A 22753-nucleotide genomic window follows, 5' to 3' on the forward strand; every position below is an offset into this window, starting at 1 on the left:
TCATGGCACGTTATTTCAGACGTCGTAAGTTCTGCCGTTTTAAAGCGGAAGGCGTACAACAAATCGATTATAAAGATCTAGCTACTCTTAGAAACTATGTAACAGAAAGTGGCAAAATCGTACCTAGCCGTATTACAGGTACTAGCGCTAAATACCAGCGCCAGCTAGCAACTGCTATCAAGCGTGCTCGCTACTTAGCCCTTCTTCCATACACTGACTTACATAAGTAAGCAGCGGATTAACAGTTTTTAAAAGGTGTAGAGATATGCAAGTTATTCTACTAGACAAGATCGCTAACCTAGGTGGCCTAGGTGACCAGGTTGCAGTTAAATCTGGCTTCGCACGTAACTTCTTATTCCCGAAGGGTAGAGCGGTTCCTGCGACTAAAGCAAATATCGAAACTTTCGAAGCACGTCGTGCTGAACTAGAAGCGAAAATCGCTGAAGGGTTAGTTGCGGCTCAAGCGCGCGCTGACAAACTTGAAGCATTAGCTGAAGTTACTTTAGTATCTAAAGCTGGTGACGAAGGTAAGCTATTCGGTTCTATCGGTACTCGCGACATCGCTGACGCTATCTCAGCTGTTGGTGTTGAAGTTGCTAAGTCAGAAGTTCGTCTACCTCTAGGTACTATCCGTGAGACTGGCGAATTTGACGTTGCAATCGCAGTACATTCAGACGTAACAGCTACTATTAAAGTAATCGTTATTGCTGAAGCTTAATCTTTATTAAGCAAAGCCGTGCATGCCAATGTGCGGCTTTTTAGTTTCCTTCCCCTGAAAAATAAAAACAATTCATATTTTCAGTGTAAAAATCGGTTGTTATAACAACAAAAAGATGGCTACACAGGATGTACATAACCGTTTAAGTTCTTAATAAGAGCATTATGCTCATTTTATTGATTTAGATTGGGCTCGTCATAATTTTTAAATATATGCTGAATGTGATAATTTGGTTAATAAATAAGTATTAACAAAATACAACTCAGTCTATACTTGTTCCTGTTATTGGTTTTATGACAGCGTTATCATTTGTTTTGGAGTTTATGTGCAAATACGTTCATTAAAAGGGTTTACCTTAACTGAGTTACTTATCTCGGTGTTGATTGTTGCTGTGCTTGGCAGTTTGGCCTTGCCTTCTTATTTTCAGTATGTTCAAGAGAGTCGCCGCTCTGAAGCACAGCAAAACATGCTGCAAGTTGCGGCCATTTTAGAGCGTATTTATTCTCGAAATGGGGGCTACCCTGATGCCAGCAGCTTTTCGCCAACGCAAACAGACAGTGAATATGACTTTATTTACGTGAACTTAGAAAAGCCTGAGGGCGCTGGGGACTTCCGTAGTCTGGCATTTTTATTGTCGGCAAAGCCTAAAACAGGAGGGCCGCAAATCACAGATAAGTGCGGTACGTTAACGCTTAACCACCAAGGTATAAAAGGGGCAGTAGACAATGATTGTTGGTAAATTTAAAAAAACTCAGGGTTTTACGTTAATCGAGTTACTTATTACAGTAACCATTATCGCGGTATTAGCTAGCTTGGCAGCGCCCTCATTTGCAGCTTTCATTAAACAAGACCGCTTAACAACGAGCGCTAACCACTTAAGTGCTGTTTATAAATTTGCGCGGAGTGAAGCAGTTAAACGTGTTGAAACCATTACACTTACTCAAGATGAGAATAGTTGGTTGGTACAAGCTACACGTAATGATGTTGTTGTTACGCTGAAGCGTTTTGAACCGTTGCATGAAAGTATAGATGTAGGCTTGGTTGAGCGAATTGTTCGCTCCACAGGGGAACTAAACTTGGCCAGTAATATCTTAGTAACAGATAAAGATAATAGTACGACAGATTTACGTTTATGTATTTTACAAAGTGGTCAAAGCTGGGTTGATAAGGCTGTGAACAATTGCGCATGAGAAAGAATGGTTTTTCGCTGCTAGAAGTCATGGTGTCTATGCTTATTGCTGGACTTGCCTTGTTAGGCCTTGCTGCGACGCAATTAAAATCATTACAATTTGCTAATAATAGCTTTGATTACACAATCTCCTTAATACAAGGGCAAAATGCAATAGAACGTTTATGGGTACGATGGTGTGAAGTACAAACAAATAATATTAATGTCACATCGCCTGCATTTATGGCCTTTTTGAGCCCTGATTTGTCTATTTCACATCGTTATACATTGCAGCCTATTGTGATTACTCCTTCTGCAAACCCTACGAATGTGGTTCAATCAACAGAAATGACGTTTACAGTCAATTGGGTAGATAAACGCACGCTTGAATCAGATAAAACAACGTATAATATAACTGATCAGGTCAGCTTAAATACCAGTTATATACCACTACCACCTAATATACCAGCAACCTCATCACAGCCAGAAAGTGGGTGTACGATATTAAAATGAAGGGGTATACGTTACTTGAACTAATGGTTGCTATGGCCGCAGGGATGTTTTTGCTTGCTGGTGTGAGTATGTCGTATTCAGCGATAAAAAGTACTATTGTGGTGACTCAAGAGCTATCTCATGCGCAAGAGGTGGTGCGCTATACAAGTCAGGTGTTTACCCGCAGTATCAAGCAAACGAATGTCTCCCCAGTTGTTTCTAATGGATTAGCTCAACTGAGCGTATATCAAAGCAGTGGCTCCATATCATGCCATGGTGATGCGCCAATATTTGATTATACTGAAGACTATACATTGGTGAATGGGTTTCTAGTGTGCGCTATTACTCCTACAGCAGGAGGTGATACGGTGACAGTTAATTTACTTAAAGGGGTTAATACTCTGAGTTTTGACATTTTATATTCGGATAGATTGGTTCGTATTACGATAACGCCTGATAATGTTCCTGATTTATTTGAAAATGGTATTGATATTGATATTGCAGTTACCCGACCGATAATTGGTCAGTTTTAGCGTGAATATGATGAAGAGTCAGCACGGTTTCACCTTAATCAAAGTTATGCTGTTAAGCACCATGGCCAGTGTTGTGGTGTTTGGAACCTTGCAAGAAAGTATTGTTCAAGAGCGCTTAACGGGTAACTTTCAAAAAGAGCTTAATGCAAGACTGCAAGCTGAAAAAGGCGTCATAGAAAGTATCACCGCAATTAAAAATGGAGTGACGGGCTCGCCAAGTATGTCAATAGCCCAATTACTCGCAACCCACGGACAGCATGCTAAGGAAGCCAATGACCTTGTTAGTGGTGCGCAATATAGTACCACGGTGACCAACCCAAGTGGCAATATTATTGAGATCCGGAGTCATGGTTCACGCTATAACCAAGATGCGAACAGCTACTTGGTTGCACAATTTCAATATTTGCCAGCAGTAGAAGAGTCATTATTTGCTAACGCAGTCACCGGCTGTAAAGGGGTTAATTTATCCGGCAGTGGTTCGGTAGATAGCTATGATTCTTCAAAAGGCACCTATGAAGAAACGAAAACCAATAATGGCGATGTTAACACCGTGATTGGTGATTCAGATGTAGTCATAAATGGCCACTCGCCCATTAAAGGGGATGTAAAAGCATCAGGCATTGTGTATTTAAAGGGGTCTTCTCCGGTTATCGGTAATATTCAATCGAACACTGGTGTAGATATCTCTTCAGGTAGTGGTGTTCGTGTTGTCGGCAATGTATTGTCTCGTGGTTTTGTGATGCATCGTGGTGGCACTGTGTCAGGGTATGTGCGTGCGCACGGCGATGTGACGATGAACTGGGGCAGTGATATAGCGAATGTGAGTGCGAGTGAACTTGATATTCGCTATGGTGGCGTTGGGTCATTTCCAAATGATGCGGCTTTTACTCAAAATGGTGTACATTACTCGGATGAAATTTACCAATTTGATCCCGCCGTAGAAGAAGTAGTAGCGCCAGTAAAAGTCTATGATCCCAGCTCTCCTGATTATGATCCAAACAACCCTGATAAAGAGTGCGATCCGTTAGCACTGCCTTTGAATATGACTGATGTGCTAGGGGATGTTACTGAATATACTGACTTTTCAGTAGGAGCCCAAGAGAAGTATACTTTTTCACCACAACGAGGCTTCTTTACGCAAAGTACGCGAGATGAAGGTTTTTGGACCGCAAAACCGCACGACATATATATTTTTGATATCGTAAAACAACAACATGGATACAGTGATGTTGATACTGAATATGTATTTGGTATGAAAAACTTTAACCTAGGCAGTGATGGAGAGATCGTTATTGACGCAGGGATTAATGGTGGCGATGTCATTTGGTTAGTTGACGGGGACTTTACTTTATCTGGGCATACAACAATTACTATCAAAGAAGACTCTACTTTGACGGTCTTTGTCACAGGTAAGACAAACTTTGGTGCAAGTGCACAAATTATTACCGAAAAAGAAGGCATCGCTAAAACAGAGCACATGGTCTTTAGCATCTATTCATCTTATGATCAGGCTGATGGCATTATTGTCAATGGCGCTGCGGATCTCTATGCCTCTATTTATGCACCACTGACATCCATTCAGCTCTCGGGTAGCGGCCAGCTATATGGTTCTGTACGAGGTGCGGTGATTAACTCTTCTGGTGGCAGCGGCGTACACTTTGATGAAATACTGAAAACATCGAGAATAGGTACTGGCAAAACAGGGAATCAAGCACAGTTAAACTTTTTAGGCTGGTCTTATAAACATGCTGAGGCATCACCGGTGAGTAATGCTGACGCTTCTAGCAAATAGCCATGGTGTCATTACTCTTGCTTTTACATTTATGTGATAAGAGGTACGCTCTGACATTAAGCAATATTGTGCTTAAATAATTTAATTTACTAAATAACCTCAGCTCGGAATCAGCGAATTTAGCGAATTTGCCCAATAAAGCTATTTTTCTCACTCTCGGCGTTGCTTTCATTTGTAATAGCCCGCTATTACTGCATAAAAGCGCCTTGATATTGAGTGAAATATCATCATTGGATTATAGTTAAGTTTGTTTTCAAAATATTTTCTATTCCAAAACCCTTATCCAAACCTGAGGTTAAATAGGCTCGTCTCTCCTTACTAATCAACTTCCTTAACTTTAAAAAAATATAAATCGCCTTTAAACCTTTTTATCTCTTTACGACGTCTAACTTAGTAACTTGAAAGTAATGCTCATTTATATCAAGCTAGTCTGATAATAATAAAGGGAACAAGATAATGTTAATTGATGCCCAGCAGGCATTCTCGAAAACATCAGATGATGGTTCCAGTGACGCTGTGATACGCGGTGCTCAAAAAGGTGATCAAGCTGCATTTGCACAGTTATATCGTGAGCATCATAAGCGGGTATATGCGCTGTGCTTGCGATTGCTCGCTGATAAAGATTATGCCGAGGATGTGACACAAGAAGTGTTTGTGCAGTTATGGCATAAAATTACTCAGTTTAAAGGTCAGTCAAAATTTACAACATGGCTGCATAGTGTTACGAGTAATATTGCTATCAGTTACCTTCGACAGCACAAAAATTGGTTACAAAAAGTCGTAAGCATTGAAGGTGCGGGGATGGATGAAAGCAGTGTGGCGTTATGTAAAGGCTTAAATGGGTTAGATAAACTGATAGTACGCCTACCTGAGCGAGCTCGCATGGTGTTTGTGCTTCATGCAATTGAAGGCTATAGACACGAGGAGATAGCGACGATGCTCTCAATGGCTGTCGGGTCAAGTAAATCACAATATCATCGTGCTAGGCAGCTGTTAATGGAGTGGTATGACAATGAATAAACCTGATTTTGATACATTTGTTTCTCAATCAATTGCTGAGGCTAGTGAAATTGCGCCTGATAAGGATTTGTGGCCGGGTATTGAGCGGGCAATTGATGGCGAGGTGACGAACGCTACAAACGTCTCATATTGGCCAAAAGTTACGGGTATTGCGGCCTGCTTTATGGCTGGTTTGGTTGCGTGGCAAGTTGTAGTCAAACAACCTCACCATGACACCATGGCGTCTATGAGTCATTTTTTTGAACAGCAAAAGCATGTTTTGTTAGTAAAATACGATGCGCAGCCGGCGATAGTCAATGATTGGCAAGTACAATTACAGGAACTAGAGAACGCCGAGCAAGCAGTGAAGCTAGCACTGCAAAATGATCCTGAAAACGCCGCATTATTAAAGATGTTAGCGCAAGTATATCAGCAACAATTGGATTTAATTAACAAGGTTCATGAGCCTCGTTGGCAGCAAATTTAGGAGAACAGAATGAAAAATATAGTAGCGAGTATCGCATTATTGCCTTTGGCAGCGTTGGCGGGGGATAAAATTGACCAGCAGGTTGAGGTGCCAAAAGACGGCAAGATACTGATCGAAAATCAACGTGGTGATGTAACGATAAAATCGTGGGATAAAAATGCGTTTAAGGTAACAGGTACGTTAGATGATAAAGCACAAGGCTATACTTTAGAGACGCAAGGGTCTGTTACTGAATTTACCGTAAAAATGCCAAAGCGTACACGAGGGTGGAATTATGGTGGAGGTGATGGTTCGACTTTAACTATTTATATGCCTAAGACCAGTGAACTGAGCTTTGAAGGCGTAAATGTTAATGTATCAGCGACAGATTTTTCAGCGGGTGCACAGTTAAAGACGGTGAATGGCAATGTTAAAGCAACAAAGTTAACAGGGAAAATCGCATTGGAGACTGTTAATGGCGATGTAGATGCAACCGATTTAGCAGGGAATATTCGCTTTGAAACCGTTAATGGTGAGATCAACGATCACAATTCATCTGGAAAATTACGCTTTAATGCAGTGAATGGCGATATCGAAAGTAATACGAGTGCAACTGATATTAGGCTCGAAAATGTCAATGGCGAAGTTGAGTTCAAAATAAAAGAGCTGGAAGATTTGCGTTTAAACACGGTGAATGGCGAGATTGATATCCGCGTGGAAAAAATGGGGGGCAACGCGAGCATTAATATGGACACTGTTAGTGGCGATGTACAGCTATTTTTGCCTCGTGATGTATCAGCCCGTTTTGATATTGATGCCCACTCTGGCGGAAATATTTTTAATGACTTAAGTGAACATAAAGCAAAAAAAGCGAAATATGGCCCTTCTAGAGAACTTGAGTTTATTTTAAATGGTGGCCAAGCAGATGTTGAGATTGACACTGTCAGCGGTCGTATAGAGATAAAGAAAAACTAATGTGCTTTGTGCCGTTACCCAAAGCGTAGCGGCACACACTTTAAAGATACACTATATATTCCTTTGCAGTTACCTGCCAAAAAGCTAAAATGTCAGCCTTATTCGCAAAAACTGTAGTGCTATGTCTAAACCAGATCTTCAAGTCGACTCGTTAAAGGTCCCTCCTCACTCCATCGAAGCAGAGCAATCTGTTTTAGGTGGCTTAATGCTAGATAACCAAGCGTTTGACAGGGTTGCGGAGCATGTCGTAGCACAAGATTTTTATACTCGTACTCACAAGCTTATTTTTGAAGCGATGGAAAAGTTGGTTGAGCTTAGTGAACCAATTGACTTAATTACCATTTCTGAGAACTTGGAAAAGAACAACCAACTTGCAATGGTAGGTGGATTTGCCTATTTAGCAGAAATTGCGAAAAACACGCCCAGTGCGGCCAATATTGATGCATACGCAAATATCGTGCGAGAGCGTGCCGTGGTGCGTGAAATGATTGGAGTCGCCAATGAGATTGCTGAAGCGGGTTTTAATCCAGAAGGTCGAGATAGTCATGAGTTATTAGACTTGGCTGAGAGTAAAGTATTTAAAATAGCAGAGCAACGTACCAAGAGTAGTGAAGGCCCACAAAGCTTGCATAACATCTTAGAAAAAACGGTTGATAAAATAGAAGAATTGTATCAGTCACCGCAAGATGGCATTACTGGGGTAAGCTCTGGTTATACTGATTTAGATAAAATGACCACAGGTCTACAGCCATCAGACTTGATCATTGTTGCCGCACGTCCATCAATGGGTAAAACTACCTTTGCGATGAACCTTGCTGAGCATGCTGCGATGACTCAAGACAAGCCGGTCCTTATTTATTCACTGGAGATGCCGTCGGAACAGATCATGATGAGGATGTTGGCGTCGTTGGGTCGTATTAACCAAACTAAAGTACGTACAGGTCAGCTTGATGATGATGACTGGGCACGATTGTCTTCCACCATGGGGCTACTCATGGAAAAAGGGAAAATGTACGTAGATGACGCATCAGGTCTAACCCCAACAGATGTGCGTTCACGTGCTCGGCGTATTGCCCGTGACCATGGGGGGATCAGCATGATCATGGTTGATTATTTACAGTTAATGCGTGTGCCATCATTGTCTGACAATCGTACATTAGAGATAGCAGAAATATCTCGTTCCTTAAAAGCGCTAGCGAAAGAGTTACAATGCCCTGTAGTCGCGTTATCACAGCTTAACCGTACCCTAGAGCAACGTGCAGATAAACGACCAATCAACTCTGATTTACGTGAATCAGGCTCTATTGAGCAGGATGCCGATTTGATCATGTTTATTTATCGTGATGAAGTGTATAACGAAGACAGTATGGATAAAGGGGTGGCAGAAATTATCATCGGAAAGCAGCGTAACGGGCCAATTGGTAAGGTTAGGTTAACTTTCCAAGGGCAATACTCTCGATTCGATAATTATACTGGGCCAGCTGTAGACGACGAGTACTAAAGTTTAAAGTACCAAGCTGGCGCATCGCGTAGTAGTGGAGCATTATGAGACTTGCGATTGCTAAAATTGATTTAGTGGCTTTGTCATACAATTTGTCAAAGACCAAACAGCTAGCCCCTCACAGCAAAGTGATGGCGGTACTCAAAGCGAATGCGTATGGCCATGGTTTAGTGACGATTGCGCAGCACCTGACTACAGCAGATGCCTTTGCTGTCGCACGCATTGATGAAGCATTGGCTCTACGTGCGGGAGGGGTGACAAAGCCCATAGTCCTGCTTGAGGGCTTTTTCAATAAAAGTGATTTACCGATTTTACTGGCCAATAACTTCCAAACTATCATTCATGATGAAAACCAATTAGCGATGTTAGAATCTGCAGAACTTGATGCACCGATTGCTACGTGGTTAAAGGTTGATACTGGCATGCACCGTTTAGGGATTGAACCTGGGCAGTTGGCGGGGTTTTATCGTCGTTTAAAAGCGAGTAAAAATACACACAGTGCCGTGAATTTGATGACCCACTTTCCATGTGCAGATGATCTAAACAACGCCCGTACGCAAAATCAAATTACGGCATTTAAACAGCTCACTAATGATCATAATGAGCAGCTTTGTTTAGCTAATTCTGCGGGGATTTTAGGTTGGACTGAGAGCCACTGTGATTGGATCCGTCCAGGACTAATGATCTACGGAGTATCACCCATGCTACATTACCAGGGTGTTGATCACGGTCTGAAACCGGTTATGCGTTTAACGACTAAAGTGATTGCAATACGCGATATACCCGCAGGAGAACAAGTGGGTTATGGTGGCCGATGGCAAAGTAACCAACCTACTAAGCTTGCCATAGTTGCCATGGGTTACGGAGATGGCTACCCACGACATGCCAAACACGGTACTCCAGTCGTCATTAAAGGACATCGTTATGGTATTGTGGGCAGCGTGTCGATGGACATGATCACGGTTGATATTGGTGAGAATAGTGAGCAAATAGCCGTGGGCGATGAAGTTGAAATGTGGGGGCCAAATTTAGCGGTAGAGGAGATAGCAGAGTGTGCAGATACCATTGCGTATGAGTTGCTTTGTAATGTTACACCACGCGTGGGTTATCAATATATTTCGTAACGTAAAACACCCATTTAGTTTTTGGCGCCTTGTAGTGTTGCTATAACACATCGGCTTGAAGCATGATCTCTATGCTCACCTAAATAAATGCCTTGCCAAGTTCCTAACTGTAATTGGCCTTGTTTTATCGGGATCGTTAATTCACAGCCTAAGGTACTCGATTTAATGTGCGCAGGCATATCGTCATCTCCTTCATAGTCATGCTTATAATACGCCTGACGTTCAGGTACAAAATGATTAAAATGACTTTCTAAATCCATGCGAACAGTAGGATCAGCGTTTTCATTAATCGTTAAGCTAGCGGAGGTGTGTTGGAGGAATAAATGCAACAAGCCGACTTGGTACTCTTTTATCTGTGGTAGATGTTGCAGTATTTCCCTATCAATAAGGTGAAAACCTCGGCGCTTGGCCGAGAGTTTTATCATTGCTTGTTGCCAGCTCATAGGGTATCGAAGCTAACCTCTATGTGTGCGTTGCCATCTTCAGAAGTGAACGGCATCATTAATTTTGCGCCATCACATTTGTGGGTAATGGTGTGCCCAGTACCAGAGACGACAATAGGCGTGGCCATTTCAAAGTCATAACCTTTTTCACCTAACAGGTTTTTTGCACCACCAGTCACCATGTTGGTTATTTCCCCAACCATATCAGTTACTTCTTCATTGATGCCATCAGGGCGTTCGCCAAGCATTCGTTCCATAATGGTCAGTGCTAGGCTCTCGTCAAAAGAAATGGAAAATGAGCCTTTAGTTTGTGGACCCACCATACCGATTAAGCCGGATACATCACCACGAGCAACTTCGTCTTTTTTGACCTTTGGCTTCCCTGGAGTCAGTTCTGTTTGCGCCATTGTCGATAGCACGTTAATTAAAGACGCCAAAAAAGGATTGATGAACTCTACCTTCATTAGTGGTTCCCTTGTTCTTTTTTATTTAATAATGCACTTTGCTAATATATCAGTGTAGTGCTTTTTAAAGGCTGTTGCCTCTACTGTTTGCATTTTTCGCATTGACCATGAGCTTCTATGGTTTGTGCACTGACAATAAACCCTTTCTCTGCTGCTAAGTTATTTAATTCATGAGAAATAATACTAGAGTGCAATTCATCAACATGGCCACATGTATCACAGATCAATAGCTGAACTGGGTGAATGTGATCAAAGTGATGGCAGAGCATAAAAGCATTGGCACTTTCGATTTTATGAATGAACCCCAGTTCAGATAAAAAGTCGAGTGCGCGGTAAATCGTGGCCGGCTTGGCACCTGCTTCTGTAAGCTTTAGCTCTTCTAGCAAGTCATATGCGCCAACGCCACCTTGTTTACTCGCTAAAAGGCGAAACACTTTTTCACGAATTGGTGTAAAACGGGCTCCTTTGTTATCACAAACTTGCTTAGCTTTACTTACCAATAATTCAATATTCATAATTTAAATCCTTACACTGCTTAGCAATACTAACATATTCTTTTTAATAGTCTTGTGTTGATAAAAATTATTATTAAGTCAACAAAGTAGAATCGTATCGCTATATAGCACCGTTGCTATGGATAGGATCACATTGTAAGTGAATCAGTGCAAATGTGCGAGTTTTAGTGAGAGATTCAATAATGTTCTCAATGGCGTTAGAAAGTGAACCAGACAGGCTTGATAGGATGTCGCTGAAGGTCTCATTAGTATATTCGTGACTTGTATCGCTCGTTGAACATTTATCTATGGCATTTGCATCTATATTTTTAGGCGAATTTACCGAGTATGAACATATTTATATTGTTCGGAGTATAGTTTTACAGGGTAATAGTTGCGTGCTTTGTCCTAAATTTATGTACAAATTATGACTACTAACGCAAATAGACGAGAAATTAGGTTCGAAAAAGCATTGGGAGGTGGTTATGTTTCAAGATGCACAGATAAAATTGAAATGCTGGTTTCATAATTTAGCTCACAGGCCTAATTATCGTCGTTATGCGAATATTGATATGGGCATTGAGCAAGCGTTACAGAGCAACACACCTTCGCCACACTGGCTACTGATTGATGATGTAAAAACAGAAAAGGTGACAGGTCACGCAGTAGAAGATGTCTCAAAATACACATTAAAAACACGCTCTGTCTACATAAAACATGTGTTTATAAATGACATAAAAAACCAAGTTAAGCCCACAATTTCAGCGGTAGATATTGATTTTTTTCGAGCTTTAGATCATATCTCCACGTATTGCTACGTATTAGTGTATGTGAAAAGCCAAACCACCCAGCAATATGATAGTGCGTTTTTCTTAGATGATTATGAAGCTATTCAAGGGATAGGAAAAGCAGAGGCGCAAAGCCGAGCAACTGATTTGGCCTCCATTTCTAAGATCATAAGAACAGTTTTACTATAAATGAGGCCGTATGTAGTCTAAAGGGTCGCTCCAAACATGTTATCGCTTACCGGATCTTATCTGCCTAATTGATCTTGTTAATGTTTTACTCAGCGCTTGCTCTTATCAAACCATTTATTTATCGGTCGGAAATGTTCTCAACATTGGCTTTAATAACATTCAGCTTATATGGTGCGGAGGTATGCTCGGTTAGCAGTAGTAATGCATAATACGAATTGGTTGTTAAATCGCTTAAACCTGCAATATTTTACGACGTGAGATTATTGTAACAAAGAAACTAACGATTGAAATGGTGGCCCCTCCCAGACTCGAACTGGGGACCTAACGATTATGAGTCGTGTGCTCTAACCAACTGAGCTAAGGGGCCATCAGCAATATGATAAGAAATGTCATATTGAATTTTTGCTTGAAAGTATTAGCAAGCGGGATGCAGTATAAAAACTTTTAAAAGCCTTGTCACTAGGAAATGTCATAAATTTAACTATCTGTAAATCAAACGGTTAATTTTTCTTCTATTTTAGTGGAATACCTATATTTAAAACAAAAAAGTCGGCTATGAGCCGACTTTTTGATTTGTGATGTAATTAGGCAATACCCAATTTTTTCTCTAAATAGTGGATATTTGTGCCACCATTATGGAAGTTTTCATCAGCAAGAATTTTCTTATGCAGTGGCGTATTGGTTTTGATCCCGTCGATAACAAGTTCATTTAACGCATTACGTGCACGTGCAATAGCCACATCACGGTTTTCACCGTAAGTGATTAATTTACCAATCATTGAATCATAATGAGGAGGGACTGTGTAATCAGCGTAAATATGGCTGTCCCAGCGAATGCCTAAACCGCCAGCAGGATGGAATCGGGTGATTTTACCTGGTGATGGAATGAATGAATCTGGGTCTTCAGCGTTAATACGACACTCAACAGCGTGACCTCTGATCACCACGTCATCTTGCGTGAATGACAAAGGTTGTCCCGCTGCGATTTTCAGCTGTTCTTTAATTAAGTCGACACCAGTTACCATTTCAGTAACAGGGTGCTCAACCTGAATTCGAGTATTCATTTCAATGAAATAGAACTCGCCATTCTCATACAAGAACTCAAATGTTCCCGCACCGCGATAACCAATTTCAATACATGCACGGGTACAGCGTTCACCGATAAACTTACGCATTTCTTCAGTAATACCCGGCGCAGGCGCTTCTTCAACCACTTTTTGGTGACGACGTTGCATAGAGCAGTCACGCTCACCTAAGTGAACAGCATTACCTTGGCCATCGGCTAATACCTGAACTTCAATATGGCGTGGGTTTTCTAGGAATTTCTCCATGTAGACCATGCCATTACCAAAGAACTGCTTTGCTTCTTGCTGTGTTAACGCGATTGAGTCAATAAGCTCAGCTTCGCTGCGCACAACACGCATACCACGACCACCACCACCACCAGCGGCTTTGATGATAACTGGGTAACCAATACGCTTCGCAATTTGTACGTTGCGATCTTGATCTTCTGTTAATGGGCCGTCAGAACCAGGTACACACGGTACACCCGCTTTACGCATCGCTTCAATAGCGGCAACTTTGTCACCCATGATTCGAATTGTGTCGCCTGTAGGGCCGATGAAAATAAAGCCACTTTGCTCAACTTGGTCTGCAAAATCGGCATTTTCTGATAAAAAGCCGTATCCTGGGTGAATAGCAACAGCATCGGTTACTTCTGCGGCTGCAATAATACGTGGAATATCTAAGTAGCTTTCAGTTGCTGCTGGTTTACCGATACAAATGGTTTCATCTGCAAGCAAGACGTGCTTAAGATCACGGTCTGCTGTTGAATGCACAGCGACAGTTTTGATCCCAAGTTCCTTGCAGGCACGCAATACGCGAAGTGCAATCTCACCTCGGTTTGCAATGACTACTTTATCTAACATAGCGTTTGCCTTCTAAAAGTGCGTGATTATTCGATGATGAATAGCGGTTGGTCGAATTCAATTGGTTCGCCATTTGCTACTAGGATCGCTTTAACCACACCCGCTTTGTCAGCTTCGATTTGGTTCATCATTTTCATTGCTTCAACGATACATAGCGTGTCGCCAACATTTACTTTAGAGCCAACTTCTACATAGGCTGGTGCTTCTGGCGAAGCTGCTGTATAAAAAGTACCAACCATTGGAGAAAGTACTTGATGGCCAGCCGGTGCTGCTGGTGCAGCTGCTACAGGCGCTTCTGGAGCTGGAGCTGCTGCCGCAGGTGCTGGCGCTAAAGGCGCTGCGAACTGCTGTGGTGCAGCCACGACAGGTGCATTACTGTAACGATTAATGCGTACTGATTCTTCACCTTCGGTGATCTCTAGTTCTGCAATGCCTGATTCTTCTACTAATTCGATAAGTTTTTTGATCTTGCGAATATCCATACAATGACCCGCCTGTTAGTTAATTTGAGTTATTTTCGCTGTGCAATGTGCTAATTGCAGCTGTTAACGCTGCTTGATAGCCCATTGCGCCTAATCCACATATAACGCCTTGCGCCACATCTGAGAAATAAGATTTATGGCGAAAGGGTTCTCGTGCATACACATTGGTGATATGCACTTCATAAAAGGGTATAGAAACACTTAATAATGCATCGCGTAGCGCTATACTGGTGTGCGTAAACGCCGCAGGGTTAATGATAATGGCATCTATTTTTTGCCATCCATCATGAATTGCATTTATAAGCTCTGCTTCGCTGTTGCTCTGCAGATGAGTGAGTGTCACATTATGTTGCTGTGCGTAGTTAGTTAAGGGTTGCATAATGTCATCAAGTGTCTGCGTACCGTACTTATTTGGTTCGCGGCGTCCTAACATGTTTAAGTTAGGCCCATTTAAGACTAAAATCTTTAACTGTGTAGACATAATGCGTGAAATTCCCTTAAATATTAAACTAACGAGTAATTTAGCTTGTTCTATAAGTTAACTTAAGCTGTTCAACAAGAAATAGCAACTTTTTCTCACGTTCGCAGACTATTATAGAGAGTTCGAGGTAAATAGCAGCAAAATACTGGTCTAATGAGCAGGTATTAGAAATGAATGAAAATAAGTGAAAAGAAGAGAAAGTGACCCTTTCTCTTCTTTATTCGACTTTATTGAAGAGCGGTACGGACTTTTTGAAGGTGAGCGGCAAAATCGTCGGCATCTAAAAAGCCGGTGACTCTAAGCTCGGGCACCTCATTGCCTTGTTTATCAAAAAATAAAATGCTCGGCAGACCAAACACCGTATATTCTTCCATGATCTCAATGCTGGTCTCGTTTGTTTCGGTTAGATCAAGTTTCAATAGTGAGAAATGTTTAAACTCAGCTTGGACGTTCTCTGCTGGGAAGCTATATTTTTCAAACTCTTTACAGGCAACGCACCAGTCAGCGTATAAATCAACCATGGCAATTTGACCATTGTCGTTGGCCTCATTGGTGGCTGTTTTCAGCGCTGCAAGGTCTGCTATCAGGTTAAACTCTTTCTTACTGACTGCATCAGTAGACTGTACGGTGGTGTTTTGATTCGGTAGCAATACATGCTTAGTAGTCAGTGCGCTGACTAATAGCAATACGCTTGCGCTGGCCCATAATAACGTTTTCAGTTTACCCGCGGTTTGCGTGCTTTGCCAATAATGTAAATACAGCGCTGTAGCAGCCATCAAGCCTGCAGCCAGTAGTAAAATAGTGTCAAAGTCTAAAATACGTTCAAGTAATATAAGGGGTACCACAAGCATGATAAATCCGAAGAGGGTTTTAACTTGCTCCATCCAACCACCCGCTTTGGGTAGTAACTTACCACCTGATGTGCCGAGTAGTAATAAAGGTAACCCCATACCCAAGCTCAATACATATAAGGTAACACCACCGACAACATAGTCACCGCTTTGAGCAACGTAAAGCAGTGCCGCCGATAAGGGCGCTGTAGTACAAGGAGATGCAATTAAGCCAGATAATACACCCATAGAAAATACGCCAAAGTAGCTGCCACCTTGTTGCTTATTGCTAACAGAGGTCAGCTTATTCATCATGCTGCTAGGCAGCTTTATTTCGTACCAGCCAAACATCGACATAGCGAGGAGTACAAACAGTAAACTAAAGCTAATTAGTACAGCTGGGTGTTGAATATACCCTTGCACTTGGCCGCCCAGAGCAGCAACAACTAAGCCCAGCGCCGCATAGGTAACCGCCATACCTTGAATATAAACAAATGATAAGCGAAACGCTTTTTTGGTCGATAACCCTTGTTGACCCGCAATGAGGCTCGAAAGGATAGGGAACATGGGGAACACACAAGGCGTAAAGGCTAAGCCAACCCCAACAGCAAAGAAAATAGCTAAATTCGTCAAAAAGCTTTGTTGTGCAAGTTGTTCAGCGAACGATAATTCTTTATTTTCTCCACCTATCGTGGTGGTATCTTGGGCAACTGGAGCGCTATTATTACCTGTGCTGGTTTCAGCATTTGTATTTACCAGTTTAGTTAAAGGTATTGTGATCACTTCCGGCGGATAGCAAAGCCCTGCTTCTGCGCAGCCTTGGTAACGCACTTTCACAACGGCATCATCTTTTATATCACTCAGTTTTGATACCACAGAAAATGAATCAAAATACACAGGGGTTTTACCAAAGAATTCATCTTCGATGATTTCACCGTCGGCGAAGTCTGGTATTTTTATCTCTGCTTCTTTGGCGATGATCTCCAGCTTTTTTTGATAGATGTAATACCCAGGCTCGATGTCCCAGCCAATAAATAGAATGTTACCTTGTTGATCAAAATCAAACTTGAATGCTTCATCAACGGGTAAAAAAGTGTCTTGTTTAGGTGCAAGCAAGCTATCGAGTACATTGTTGCTTGCATGTATAGGGCTTAGCCACAATAAAGAAAAAAGAAAAACCAACAATCTCATTAATTGAGTACCTCATTTATATCAGAAATCGCCGCTTAGTTTATGTACCGTAATGGCTAAGCGTTGATATAATCTGACTGTGTATGAACAACAGTATTGTTGTTCCCTTATGTATTACTTACTATTTAACCTCAACTCTGGATAAGCGAATTTGCCCAATAAAGCTATTTTTCTCACTCTCGGCGTTGCTTTCATTTGTAATAGCCCGCTATTACTGCATAAAAGCGCCTTGGTATTGAGCAAAATATCATCATTGGATTGTAGTTAAGTTTGTTTTCAAAACATTTTCTATTCCAAAACCTTTATCCAAACCTGAGGTTATTTACGCCTAGTTAGGCAGACCGCATCGCCCGCTGTTTGTTCCCGCAGACGGTGGTTTTAGTTACATATATAGTGAGTCTACATAGTAACGTGCGCTGATAAGCGCATTTTGTTAAAACAACCTCACAATTGTGGCATCATACAGACATCATATGTGTGAAATTTAAATCAAGATCATAGTAGCGGATTGACTCAAAATTCCCAAGCGGATTGCGCTGGCTTGAAATGAGACCTGATCACCCATATTTATCTTTCATAAGCGTTAGGAGAAAGTATGTTTCGTATTTTATTTGTGCTGTTTATTGTCATTCCAATTATAGAAATAGCTTTATTAATCCAAGTCAGTGATTTTATCGGTGGCTTTGCAACCATTGCATTGGTCGTGCTGACTGCGGTCATTGGTGCTAAGTTGGTCAAAAAGCAAGGTCTCAGTGCATTTACCAATGTACAAGGGCAAATGGCGCAAGGGCAAATGCCAGCCAGTGAATTGTTTAGTGGTTTGTGCGTGATCATTGCCGGTGTTTTATTGATGACGCCCGGGATCATGACTGATGCAATCGGTTTTATGTTATTAACACCTGCTATTCGAGTGCATTTGGCAAATGCCTTGGTTAAGCAAATGGGTGCACAAATGCATGCCAAAATGTCGGCTCAGCAAGGTGGTTTTTCACATCACGCGCAACAAAACCCATTCGAGCGACCACAATCACAGTTTGATAAAACCGAGAGTGTGCAAGAGCAATCAAGCACCATTGAAGGTGAGTATCAGCGAAAAGATTAAAAAAATTACAATTTTTACTTGGGTTTTAAAAATGCCATCCCCATTAATGATGGCAACTGAAAATTAACTTTTTTTCTGTATATGCAGAAACTGTTAGGAGAACAAATTTTATGAATATTCGTCCTTTACATGACCGTGTAATCATCAAGCGTCTTGAAGAAGAAACAAAATCTGCTGGTGGTATTGTATTAACTGGCTCTGCTGCAGAAAAATCAACACGCGGTGAAGTGGTTGCTGTAGGTAACGGCCGTGTTTTAGACAATGGCGAAGTAAGAGCACTAGAAGTAAAAACAGGCGACACAGTCCTGTTTGGTTCTTACGTTGAAAAAACTGAAAAGATCGAAGGTCAAGAGTACCTGATCATGCGTGAAGACAACATCTTAGGCATTGTAGGCTAATCCTACTTTTCAACTTTCAAAGCATTCAAATTTAGAGGAATTTAATCATGGCAGCAAAAGAAGTATTCTTTGCAAACGACGCACGCACAAAGATGCTTGCGGGTGTAAACACGCTAGCGAACGCAGTACGTGTAACTTTAGGTCCTAAAGGCCGTAACGTTATTTTAGATAAGTCATTTGGCGCACCAGTGATCACTAAAGATGGTGTATCTGTTGCAAAAGAGATCGAACTTGAAGACAAGTTTGAGAACATGGGTGCACAAATGGTAAAAGAAGTTGCATCTAAAGCAAATGATGCAGCGGGTGACGGTACAACGACAGCGACAGTATTGGCACAGTCTATCGTAAACGAAGGCTTAAAAGCCGTTGCTGCGGGTATGAACCCAATGGACCTTAAGCGCGGTATCGATAAAGCAGTTATTGCTGCGGTAGCTGAGCTTAAAACATTATCAGTGCCATGTGCAGATACGAAAGCCATTGCTCAGGTAGGTACTATCTCTGCAAACTCAGATAAAGAAATTGGTGAAATCATTGCCAATGCAATGGAGCGTGTAGGCCGTGAGTCTGGCGTTATCACAGTAGAAGAAGGTCAATCTCTAGAAAATGAACTAGATGTTGTTGAAGGTATGCAGTTTGACCGTGGTTACCTTTCTCCTTACTTCATCAACAACGCAGAAAAAGGCGCTGTTGAGTTAGATAGCCCACTTATCCTTTTAGTTGATAAGAAAATCTCTAATATCCGTGAATTACTTCCTACATTAGAAGCGGTTGCTAAAACAAGTAAGCCATTACTTATTATTGCTGAAGATCTTGAAGGTGAAGCACTGGCAACGCTCGTTGTAAATAACATGCGTGGTATTGTTAAAGTTGCAGCGGTTAAAGCACCAGGCTTTGGTGACCGTCGTAAAGCAATGCTACAAGACATCGCAACTCTAACTGGTGGTACAGTTATCTCTGAAGAGATTGGTCTAGAGCTTGAGAAATCAACAATTGAAGACTTAGGTACTGCTAAGCGCGTAGTGATCACCAAAGATGACACAACAATCATTGATGGTGCGGGTGAGCAAGACGGAATTGACGGTCGTGTTTCACAAATTAAAGCACAAATTGAAGAAGCAACGTCAGACTACGACAAAGAAAAGCTTCAAGAGCGCATGGCGAAACTTGCTGGCGGTGTTGCAGTAATTAAAGTTGGTGCAGCAACTGAAGTTGAAATGAAAGAGAAAAAAGACCGCGTAGAAGATGCATTACATGCAACACGCGCAGCGGTTGAAGAAGGTGTGGTACCAGGTGGTGGTGTTGCGCTAGTACGTGTAGCGAATAAGCTTACAGAACTACTAGGTGACAACGAAGATCAAAACCACGGTATTAAAGTAGCGCTTCGTGCGATGGAAGCACCACTTCGTCAAATCGTATCAAATGCGGGTGATGAAGCCTCTGTTGTTGTAAACAACGTTAAAGGTGGTGAAGGTAACTATGGTTACAACGCAGCAAACGGTGAATACAGCGATATGATTGCAATGGGTATTCTTGACCCAACTAAAGTAACTCGCTCTGCACTACAATTTGCAGCATCGATTGCGGGTCTTATGATCACCACTGAAGCAATGGTTGCAGAAATTCCACAAGAATCAGCACCAGCAGCACCAGATATGGGCGGCATGGGCGGCATGGGTGGAATGGGCGGCATGATGTAATCATCCTCCTATAGGAACTCATAACGTTTCAAACCCCCGTAAAGCATTGTTTTACGGGGGTTTTACTTTTCATAAACTGTTCGGCTCGTTTCACAATGTAACTCCCCCAAAAAATGAAACAGTTCATAAGTAGAATTTTCCATTAACTAAGATAGGAAAATTTACGATGAGAAAAAGCAAGTTTACCGAAACTCAAATTGTCAGCATGATCAAAGAAGCTGAATCAGGTATTCCAGTGCCTGAAATTTGCCGTAAACATGGCATCGGCCAAAGCACATTTTACAAATGGCGCTCAAAATATGGTGGTATGGAAGCGTCTGATGTTAAACGCCTTAAAGAACTTGAAGAAGAAAATCGTAAGCTAAAAGATATGTTTGCAACGCTGAGCTTAAAGCACTCGATGCTTGAGGATATCATTGCAAAAAAGCTGTAAAGACAAGTAGACGCATAGCTTGGGTTGAGCATTTGAGAACTCAATTTAACGTCAGCGTCGCATTTGCTTGTGAAGTGGCTGGGCTAAGCCGCTCAGTTTTTTATTACAAACATAAACGGCCATCAGATCATGAAGTTATCGACGCATTGCTAGCATTGGTCGAACGTCACCAAAGATGGGGGCTGCCCAAACTATTTAAAAGGCTTCGCAACAAGGGTAAACCTTGGAATAAGAAGCGTGTTGATGTTGTAGTTCAATAATTCCGGACACTATTTTAGGTGGTATCATTACCACTCAATCAGAGGTGTCCGATGGCAAAAAAACGCAGAACATTTAGTAAAGAATTCAAACTTGAAGCCGCTTGTTTAGTTTTAGACCAAGGCTATTCACTTCAAGAAGCATGTCGTTCATTAGATGTTGGAGAAACGGCTTTAAGGCGCTGGGTTCAACAACTTGAACTTGAGCGAAATGGTGAAACACCTAATGCCAAAGCTTTGACTCCAGAGCAACAAAAGATTCAAGAACTTGAAGCCAGAATCAATCGTTTAGAACGAGAGAAATCAATACTAAAAAAGGCTACAGCTCTCTTAATGTCAGAAGAAATGAACAATATTCGTTAATAGACCAATTAAGTGAGCAAGAATCGGTAGAGGTGGTCTGCAGTGTCTTTGATGTTGCTCGTTCAAGTTTTTATGACTACAAAAACCGCCGTAACACAATTGACGCTAATGAGGTTGAACTCAGAGCGCAGTTAAATGCTTGCTTTAAGCTTAGTCGTGGCTCTGCTGGAAGTCGCACACTCTTAGCAATGCTTGCAGATTTAGGTATTGATGTTGGTTTATTCAAAGTCAGACGACTGATGCGTGATATGCAACTGATATCAAAACAACCGGGGCCACACGCATATAAAGTGGCGGTGAATGAACGGCCTGATATACCAAACCAGTTAAATCGAGAGTTCGATGTGCATAGCCCAAATCAAGTATGGTGTGGAGATATTACGTATATTTGGACTGGTCAGAAGTGGTCGTATTTAGCAGTAGTAATTGATTTATATGCAAGGCGGGCTATTGGCTGGGCCATGTCAGAAAAGCCAGATACAGCCCTAACTATCAAAGCATTAGATAGAGCATATGAACAAAGAGGCAAACCTAGAGGGGTTATGTTCCATTCGGATCAAGGCAGTCAGTATAGTTCAACAAAATTCAGGCAAAGGTTATGGCGTTATCAAATAACACAAAGCATGAGCCGCAGAGGTAATTGTTGGGATAATTCCCCGATGGAGCGCGTATTCAGAAGCCTCAAAACAGAATGGGTTCCAAGTACGGGCTACAACTCATTTAAGGAAGCAGAGCAAGATATTAGCTTTTATTTGATGAACTATTACAACTGGAGCAGGCCGCATAGTCATAATGATATGAAAGCCCCTGCAGTAGCAGAAGAAAAACTTAATTCACTGTCCGGAATTAGTTGACCACAACATGAACGTGTTTACAACATGCTTAAACTCAACTTAAGACGTAAAGGAAAACGCCGTGTACCAACGAGAGCGCCAGAACCGTTAAGTGCCCCAGCAGAACATAACGAATCTTAGTCAATGGACTTTATGAGTGATGCATTAAGCTATGGACATCGGTTCAGAACATTGAATGTACTTGATGACTTCAATCGACAAGCATTAGCGATTGAAGTTGATACCAGTTTAACGGCTGAGAGAGTAATTAGGACACTAAAACAGATCATTGCTTGGCGCGGCAAACCAAAACAAATTAGAGTAGATAATGGCCCAGAGTTTACTTCCACTATGCTTGAAACGTGGGCGATGGAAAACAGTATTAAGCTAGAGTTTATAAAACTTGGTAGCCCTTATCAAAATGGCTTTGTGGAAAGGTTTAACCGAAGTTACCGTGAAGAAGTGCTAGATTTATACTTGTTTGAGTCACTACAAGAAGTACGTGAAATCACAGATGAATGGTTAGATATTTATAATTATGAACGACCCCATGATTCACTTGGTGATATGACACCAATTAGTTATCTTGAGGCTGCATAAAATTCTACAAAA

26 protein-coding genes, 1 tRNA gene and 1 pseudogene are annotated in these 22753 nt (G+C 41.6%); 20 read left to right on the forward strand and 8 right to left on the reverse strand.

The window, feature by feature from the left end:
• Positions 1-2: 2 nt before the first annotated feature.
• The 12 genes from rpsR (at position 3) to alr (ending at position 9768) form a co-directional block, all read left to right on the forward strand.
• A complete protein-coding gene (rpsR, locus tag BGP78_RS02430; RefSeq protein WP_002962753.1) occupies positions 3-230 on the forward strand; it encodes a 30S ribosomal protein S18 in 228 nt (75 codons plus the stop codon).
• Positions 231-265: 35 nt separating this feature from the next.
• A complete protein-coding gene (rplI, locus tag BGP78_RS02435) occupies positions 266-718 on the forward strand; it encodes a 50S ribosomal protein L9 (RefSeq protein WP_010365594.1) in 453 nt (150 codons plus the stop codon).
• A gap of 325 nt (positions 719-1043) precedes the next feature.
• A complete protein-coding gene (locus BGP78_RS02440) occupies positions 1044-1457 on the forward strand; it encodes a type IV pilin protein (RefSeq protein WP_249348601.1) in 414 nt (137 codons plus the stop codon).
• Positions 1444-1908, forward strand: a complete 465-nt coding sequence (locus tag BGP78_RS02445) for a GspH/FimT family pseudopilin (RefSeq protein WP_119859915.1) — start codon at positions 1444-1446, stop codon at positions 1906-1908. Before BGP78_RS02440 ends, BGP78_RS02445 begins: the two co-directional genes overlap by 14 nt.
• The gene (locus tag BGP78_RS02450) at positions 1905-2399 is read left to right on the forward strand and encodes a prepilin-type N-terminal cleavage/methylation domain-containing protein (protein ID WP_259386109.1); all 495 of its coding nucleotides are present in this window, start codon (positions 1905-1907) and stop codon (positions 2397-2399) included. The genes BGP78_RS02445 and BGP78_RS02450 overlap by 4 nt, the downstream gene beginning before the upstream one ends.
• Positions 2396-2911, forward strand: a complete 516-nt coding sequence (locus BGP78_RS02455) for a PilW family protein (RefSeq protein ID WP_119859917.1) — start codon at positions 2396-2398, stop codon at positions 2909-2911. Before BGP78_RS02450 ends, BGP78_RS02455 begins: the two co-directional genes overlap by 4 nt.
• A gap of 7 nt (positions 2912-2918) precedes the next feature.
• Positions 2919-4703: a polymer-forming cytoskeletal protein gene (locus tag BGP78_RS02460; protein WP_259386112.1), complete on the forward strand. Its 1785-nt coding sequence runs from the start codon at positions 2919-2921 to the stop codon at positions 4701-4703.
• Positions 4704-5159: 456 nt separating this feature from the next.
• Positions 5160-5723: an RNA polymerase sigma factor gene (locus BGP78_RS02465; protein ID WP_119859918.1), complete on the forward strand. Its 564-nt coding sequence runs from the start codon at positions 5160-5162 to the stop codon at positions 5721-5723.
• Positions 5716-6189: a hypothetical protein gene (locus BGP78_RS02470; RefSeq protein ID WP_119859919.1), complete on the forward strand. Its 474-nt coding sequence runs from the start codon at positions 5716-5718 to the stop codon at positions 6187-6189. The genes BGP78_RS02465 and BGP78_RS02470 overlap by 8 nt, the downstream gene beginning before the upstream one ends.
• A gap of 9 nt (positions 6190-6198) precedes the next feature.
• Positions 6199-7143, forward strand: a complete 945-nt coding sequence (locus BGP78_RS02475; protein WP_119859920.1) for a DUF4097 family beta strand repeat-containing protein — start codon at positions 6199-6201, stop codon at positions 7141-7143.
• Between the two features lie 121 nt (positions 7144-7264).
• The gene (gene dnaB / locus BGP78_RS02480; RefSeq protein ID WP_119859921.1) at positions 7265-8644 is read left to right on the forward strand and encodes a replicative DNA helicase; all 1380 of its coding nucleotides are present in this window, start codon (positions 7265-7267) and stop codon (positions 8642-8644) included.
• A 44-nt stretch (positions 8645-8688) separates the two neighbouring features.
• Positions 8689-9768 carry an alanine racemase gene (gene alr / locus BGP78_RS02485; protein WP_119859922.1) on the forward strand — a complete coding sequence of 360 codons (1080 nt, stop codon included), beginning with the start codon at positions 8689-8691 and terminating at the stop codon, positions 9766-9768.
• 14 nt (positions 9769-9782) lie between these two features.
• Here alr and BGP78_RS02490 read toward each other — a convergent pair whose 3' ends face one another.
• The 3 genes from BGP78_RS02490 to BGP78_RS02500 form a co-directional block, all read right to left on the reverse strand.
• Complete coding sequence (locus BGP78_RS02490) at positions 9783-10211, reverse strand: secondary thiamine-phosphate synthase enzyme YjbQ (RefSeq protein ID WP_119859923.1); 429 nt, start codon at positions 10209-10211, stop codon at positions 9783-9785.
• Complete coding sequence (locus BGP78_RS02495) at positions 10208-10675, reverse strand: chemotaxis protein CheX (protein WP_010365617.1); 468 nt, start codon at positions 10673-10675, stop codon at positions 10208-10210. The genes BGP78_RS02490 and BGP78_RS02495 overlap by 4 nt, the downstream gene beginning before the upstream one ends.
• An 80-nt stretch (positions 10676-10755) precedes the next feature.
• Positions 10756-11190 (reverse strand): transcriptional repressor, encoded by a 435-nt coding sequence (locus BGP78_RS02500; RefSeq protein ID WP_119859924.1) that lies wholly within the window; start codon positions 11188-11190, stop codon positions 10756-10758.
• Between the two features lie 464 nt (positions 11191-11654).
• On the opposite strand from BGP78_RS02500, the gene BGP78_RS02505 reads away from it, so the two are divergent.
• A complete protein-coding gene (locus BGP78_RS02505; protein WP_119859925.1) occupies positions 11655-12146 on the forward strand; it encodes a hypothetical protein in 492 nt (163 codons plus the stop codon).
• 290 nt (positions 12147-12436) lie between these two features.
• On the opposite strand, the gene BGP78_RS02510 is transcribed toward BGP78_RS02505, so the two are convergent.
• The 5 genes from BGP78_RS02510 to BGP78_RS02530 form a co-directional block, all read right to left on the reverse strand.
• Positions 12437-12513 (reverse strand) — tRNA-Ile (locus BGP78_RS02510).
• Between the two features lie 217 nt (positions 12514-12730).
• Positions 12731-14074, reverse strand: a complete 1344-nt coding sequence (gene accC, locus BGP78_RS02515) for an acetyl-CoA carboxylase biotin carboxylase subunit (protein ID WP_119859926.1) — start codon at positions 14072-14074, stop codon at positions 12731-12733.
• A 26-nt stretch (positions 14075-14100) separates the two neighbouring features.
• The gene (accB, locus tag BGP78_RS02520; RefSeq protein ID WP_119859927.1) at positions 14101-14556 is read right to left on the reverse strand and encodes an acetyl-CoA carboxylase biotin carboxyl carrier protein; all 456 of its coding nucleotides are present in this window, start codon (positions 14554-14556) and stop codon (positions 14101-14103) included.
• A gap of 19 nt (positions 14557-14575) precedes the next feature.
• Positions 14576-15037: a type II 3-dehydroquinate dehydratase gene (gene aroQ / locus BGP78_RS02525; RefSeq protein WP_119859928.1), complete on the reverse strand. Its 462-nt coding sequence runs from the start codon at positions 15035-15037 to the stop codon at positions 14576-14578.
• Between the two features lie 227 nt (positions 15038-15264).
• Positions 15265-17058, reverse strand: a complete 1794-nt coding sequence (locus tag BGP78_RS02530) for a protein-disulfide reductase DsbD (RefSeq protein ID WP_119859929.1) — start codon at positions 17056-17058, stop codon at positions 15265-15267.
• A 595-nt stretch (positions 17059-17653) separates the two neighbouring features.
• On the opposite strand from BGP78_RS02530, the gene BGP78_RS02535 reads away from it, so the two are divergent.
• The 7 genes and pseudogenes from BGP78_RS02535 to BGP78_RS02560 form a co-directional block, all read left to right on the forward strand.
• Entirely contained in the window at positions 17654-18160 is a 507-nt protein-coding gene (locus tag BGP78_RS02535; protein WP_119859930.1) for an FxsA family protein, read from the forward strand.
• A 110-nt stretch (positions 18161-18270) separates the two neighbouring features.
• Positions 18271-18558: a co-chaperone GroES gene (locus tag BGP78_RS02540; protein WP_010365634.1), complete on the forward strand. Its 288-nt coding sequence runs from the start codon at positions 18271-18273 to the stop codon at positions 18556-18558.
• 47 nt (positions 18559-18605) lie between these two features.
• Entirely contained in the window at positions 18606-20255 is a 1650-nt protein-coding gene (gene groL / locus BGP78_RS02545; RefSeq protein WP_119859931.1) for a chaperonin GroEL, read from the forward strand.
• A gap of 166 nt (positions 20256-20421) precedes the next feature.
• Positions 20422-20688 carry a transposase gene (locus BGP78_RS02550; RefSeq protein WP_119859932.1) on the forward strand — a complete coding sequence of 89 codons (267 nt, stop codon included), beginning with the start codon at positions 20422-20424 and terminating at the stop codon, positions 20686-20688.
• 32 nt (positions 20689-20720) lie between these two features.
• Positions 20721-20948: a hypothetical protein gene (locus BGP78_RS22530; RefSeq protein ID WP_147386054.1), complete on the forward strand. Its 228-nt coding sequence runs from the start codon at positions 20721-20723 to the stop codon at positions 20946-20948.
• Positions 20949-20999: 51 nt separating this feature from the next.
• A protein-coding gene (locus tag BGP78_RS02555; RefSeq protein ID WP_119859933.1) for an IS3 family transposase occupies positions 21000-22162 on the forward strand; the annotation gives its coding sequence in 2 pieces (ribosomal slippage) (positions 21000-21255 and positions 21255-22162; 1164 coding nt in all).
• A 6-nt stretch (positions 22163-22168) separates the two neighbouring features.
• Positions 22169-22741, forward strand: a pseudogene (locus BGP78_RS02560) (IS3 family transposase); the annotation flags it as partial.
• Positions 22742-22753 lie beyond the last annotated feature (12 nt).

Origin of the sequence: Pseudoalteromonas sp. MSK9-3 (assembly GCF_003590335.1) — a bacterium.
Taxonomy (GTDB): domain Bacteria; phylum Pseudomonadota; class Gammaproteobacteria; order Enterobacterales; family Alteromonadaceae; genus Pseudoalteromonas.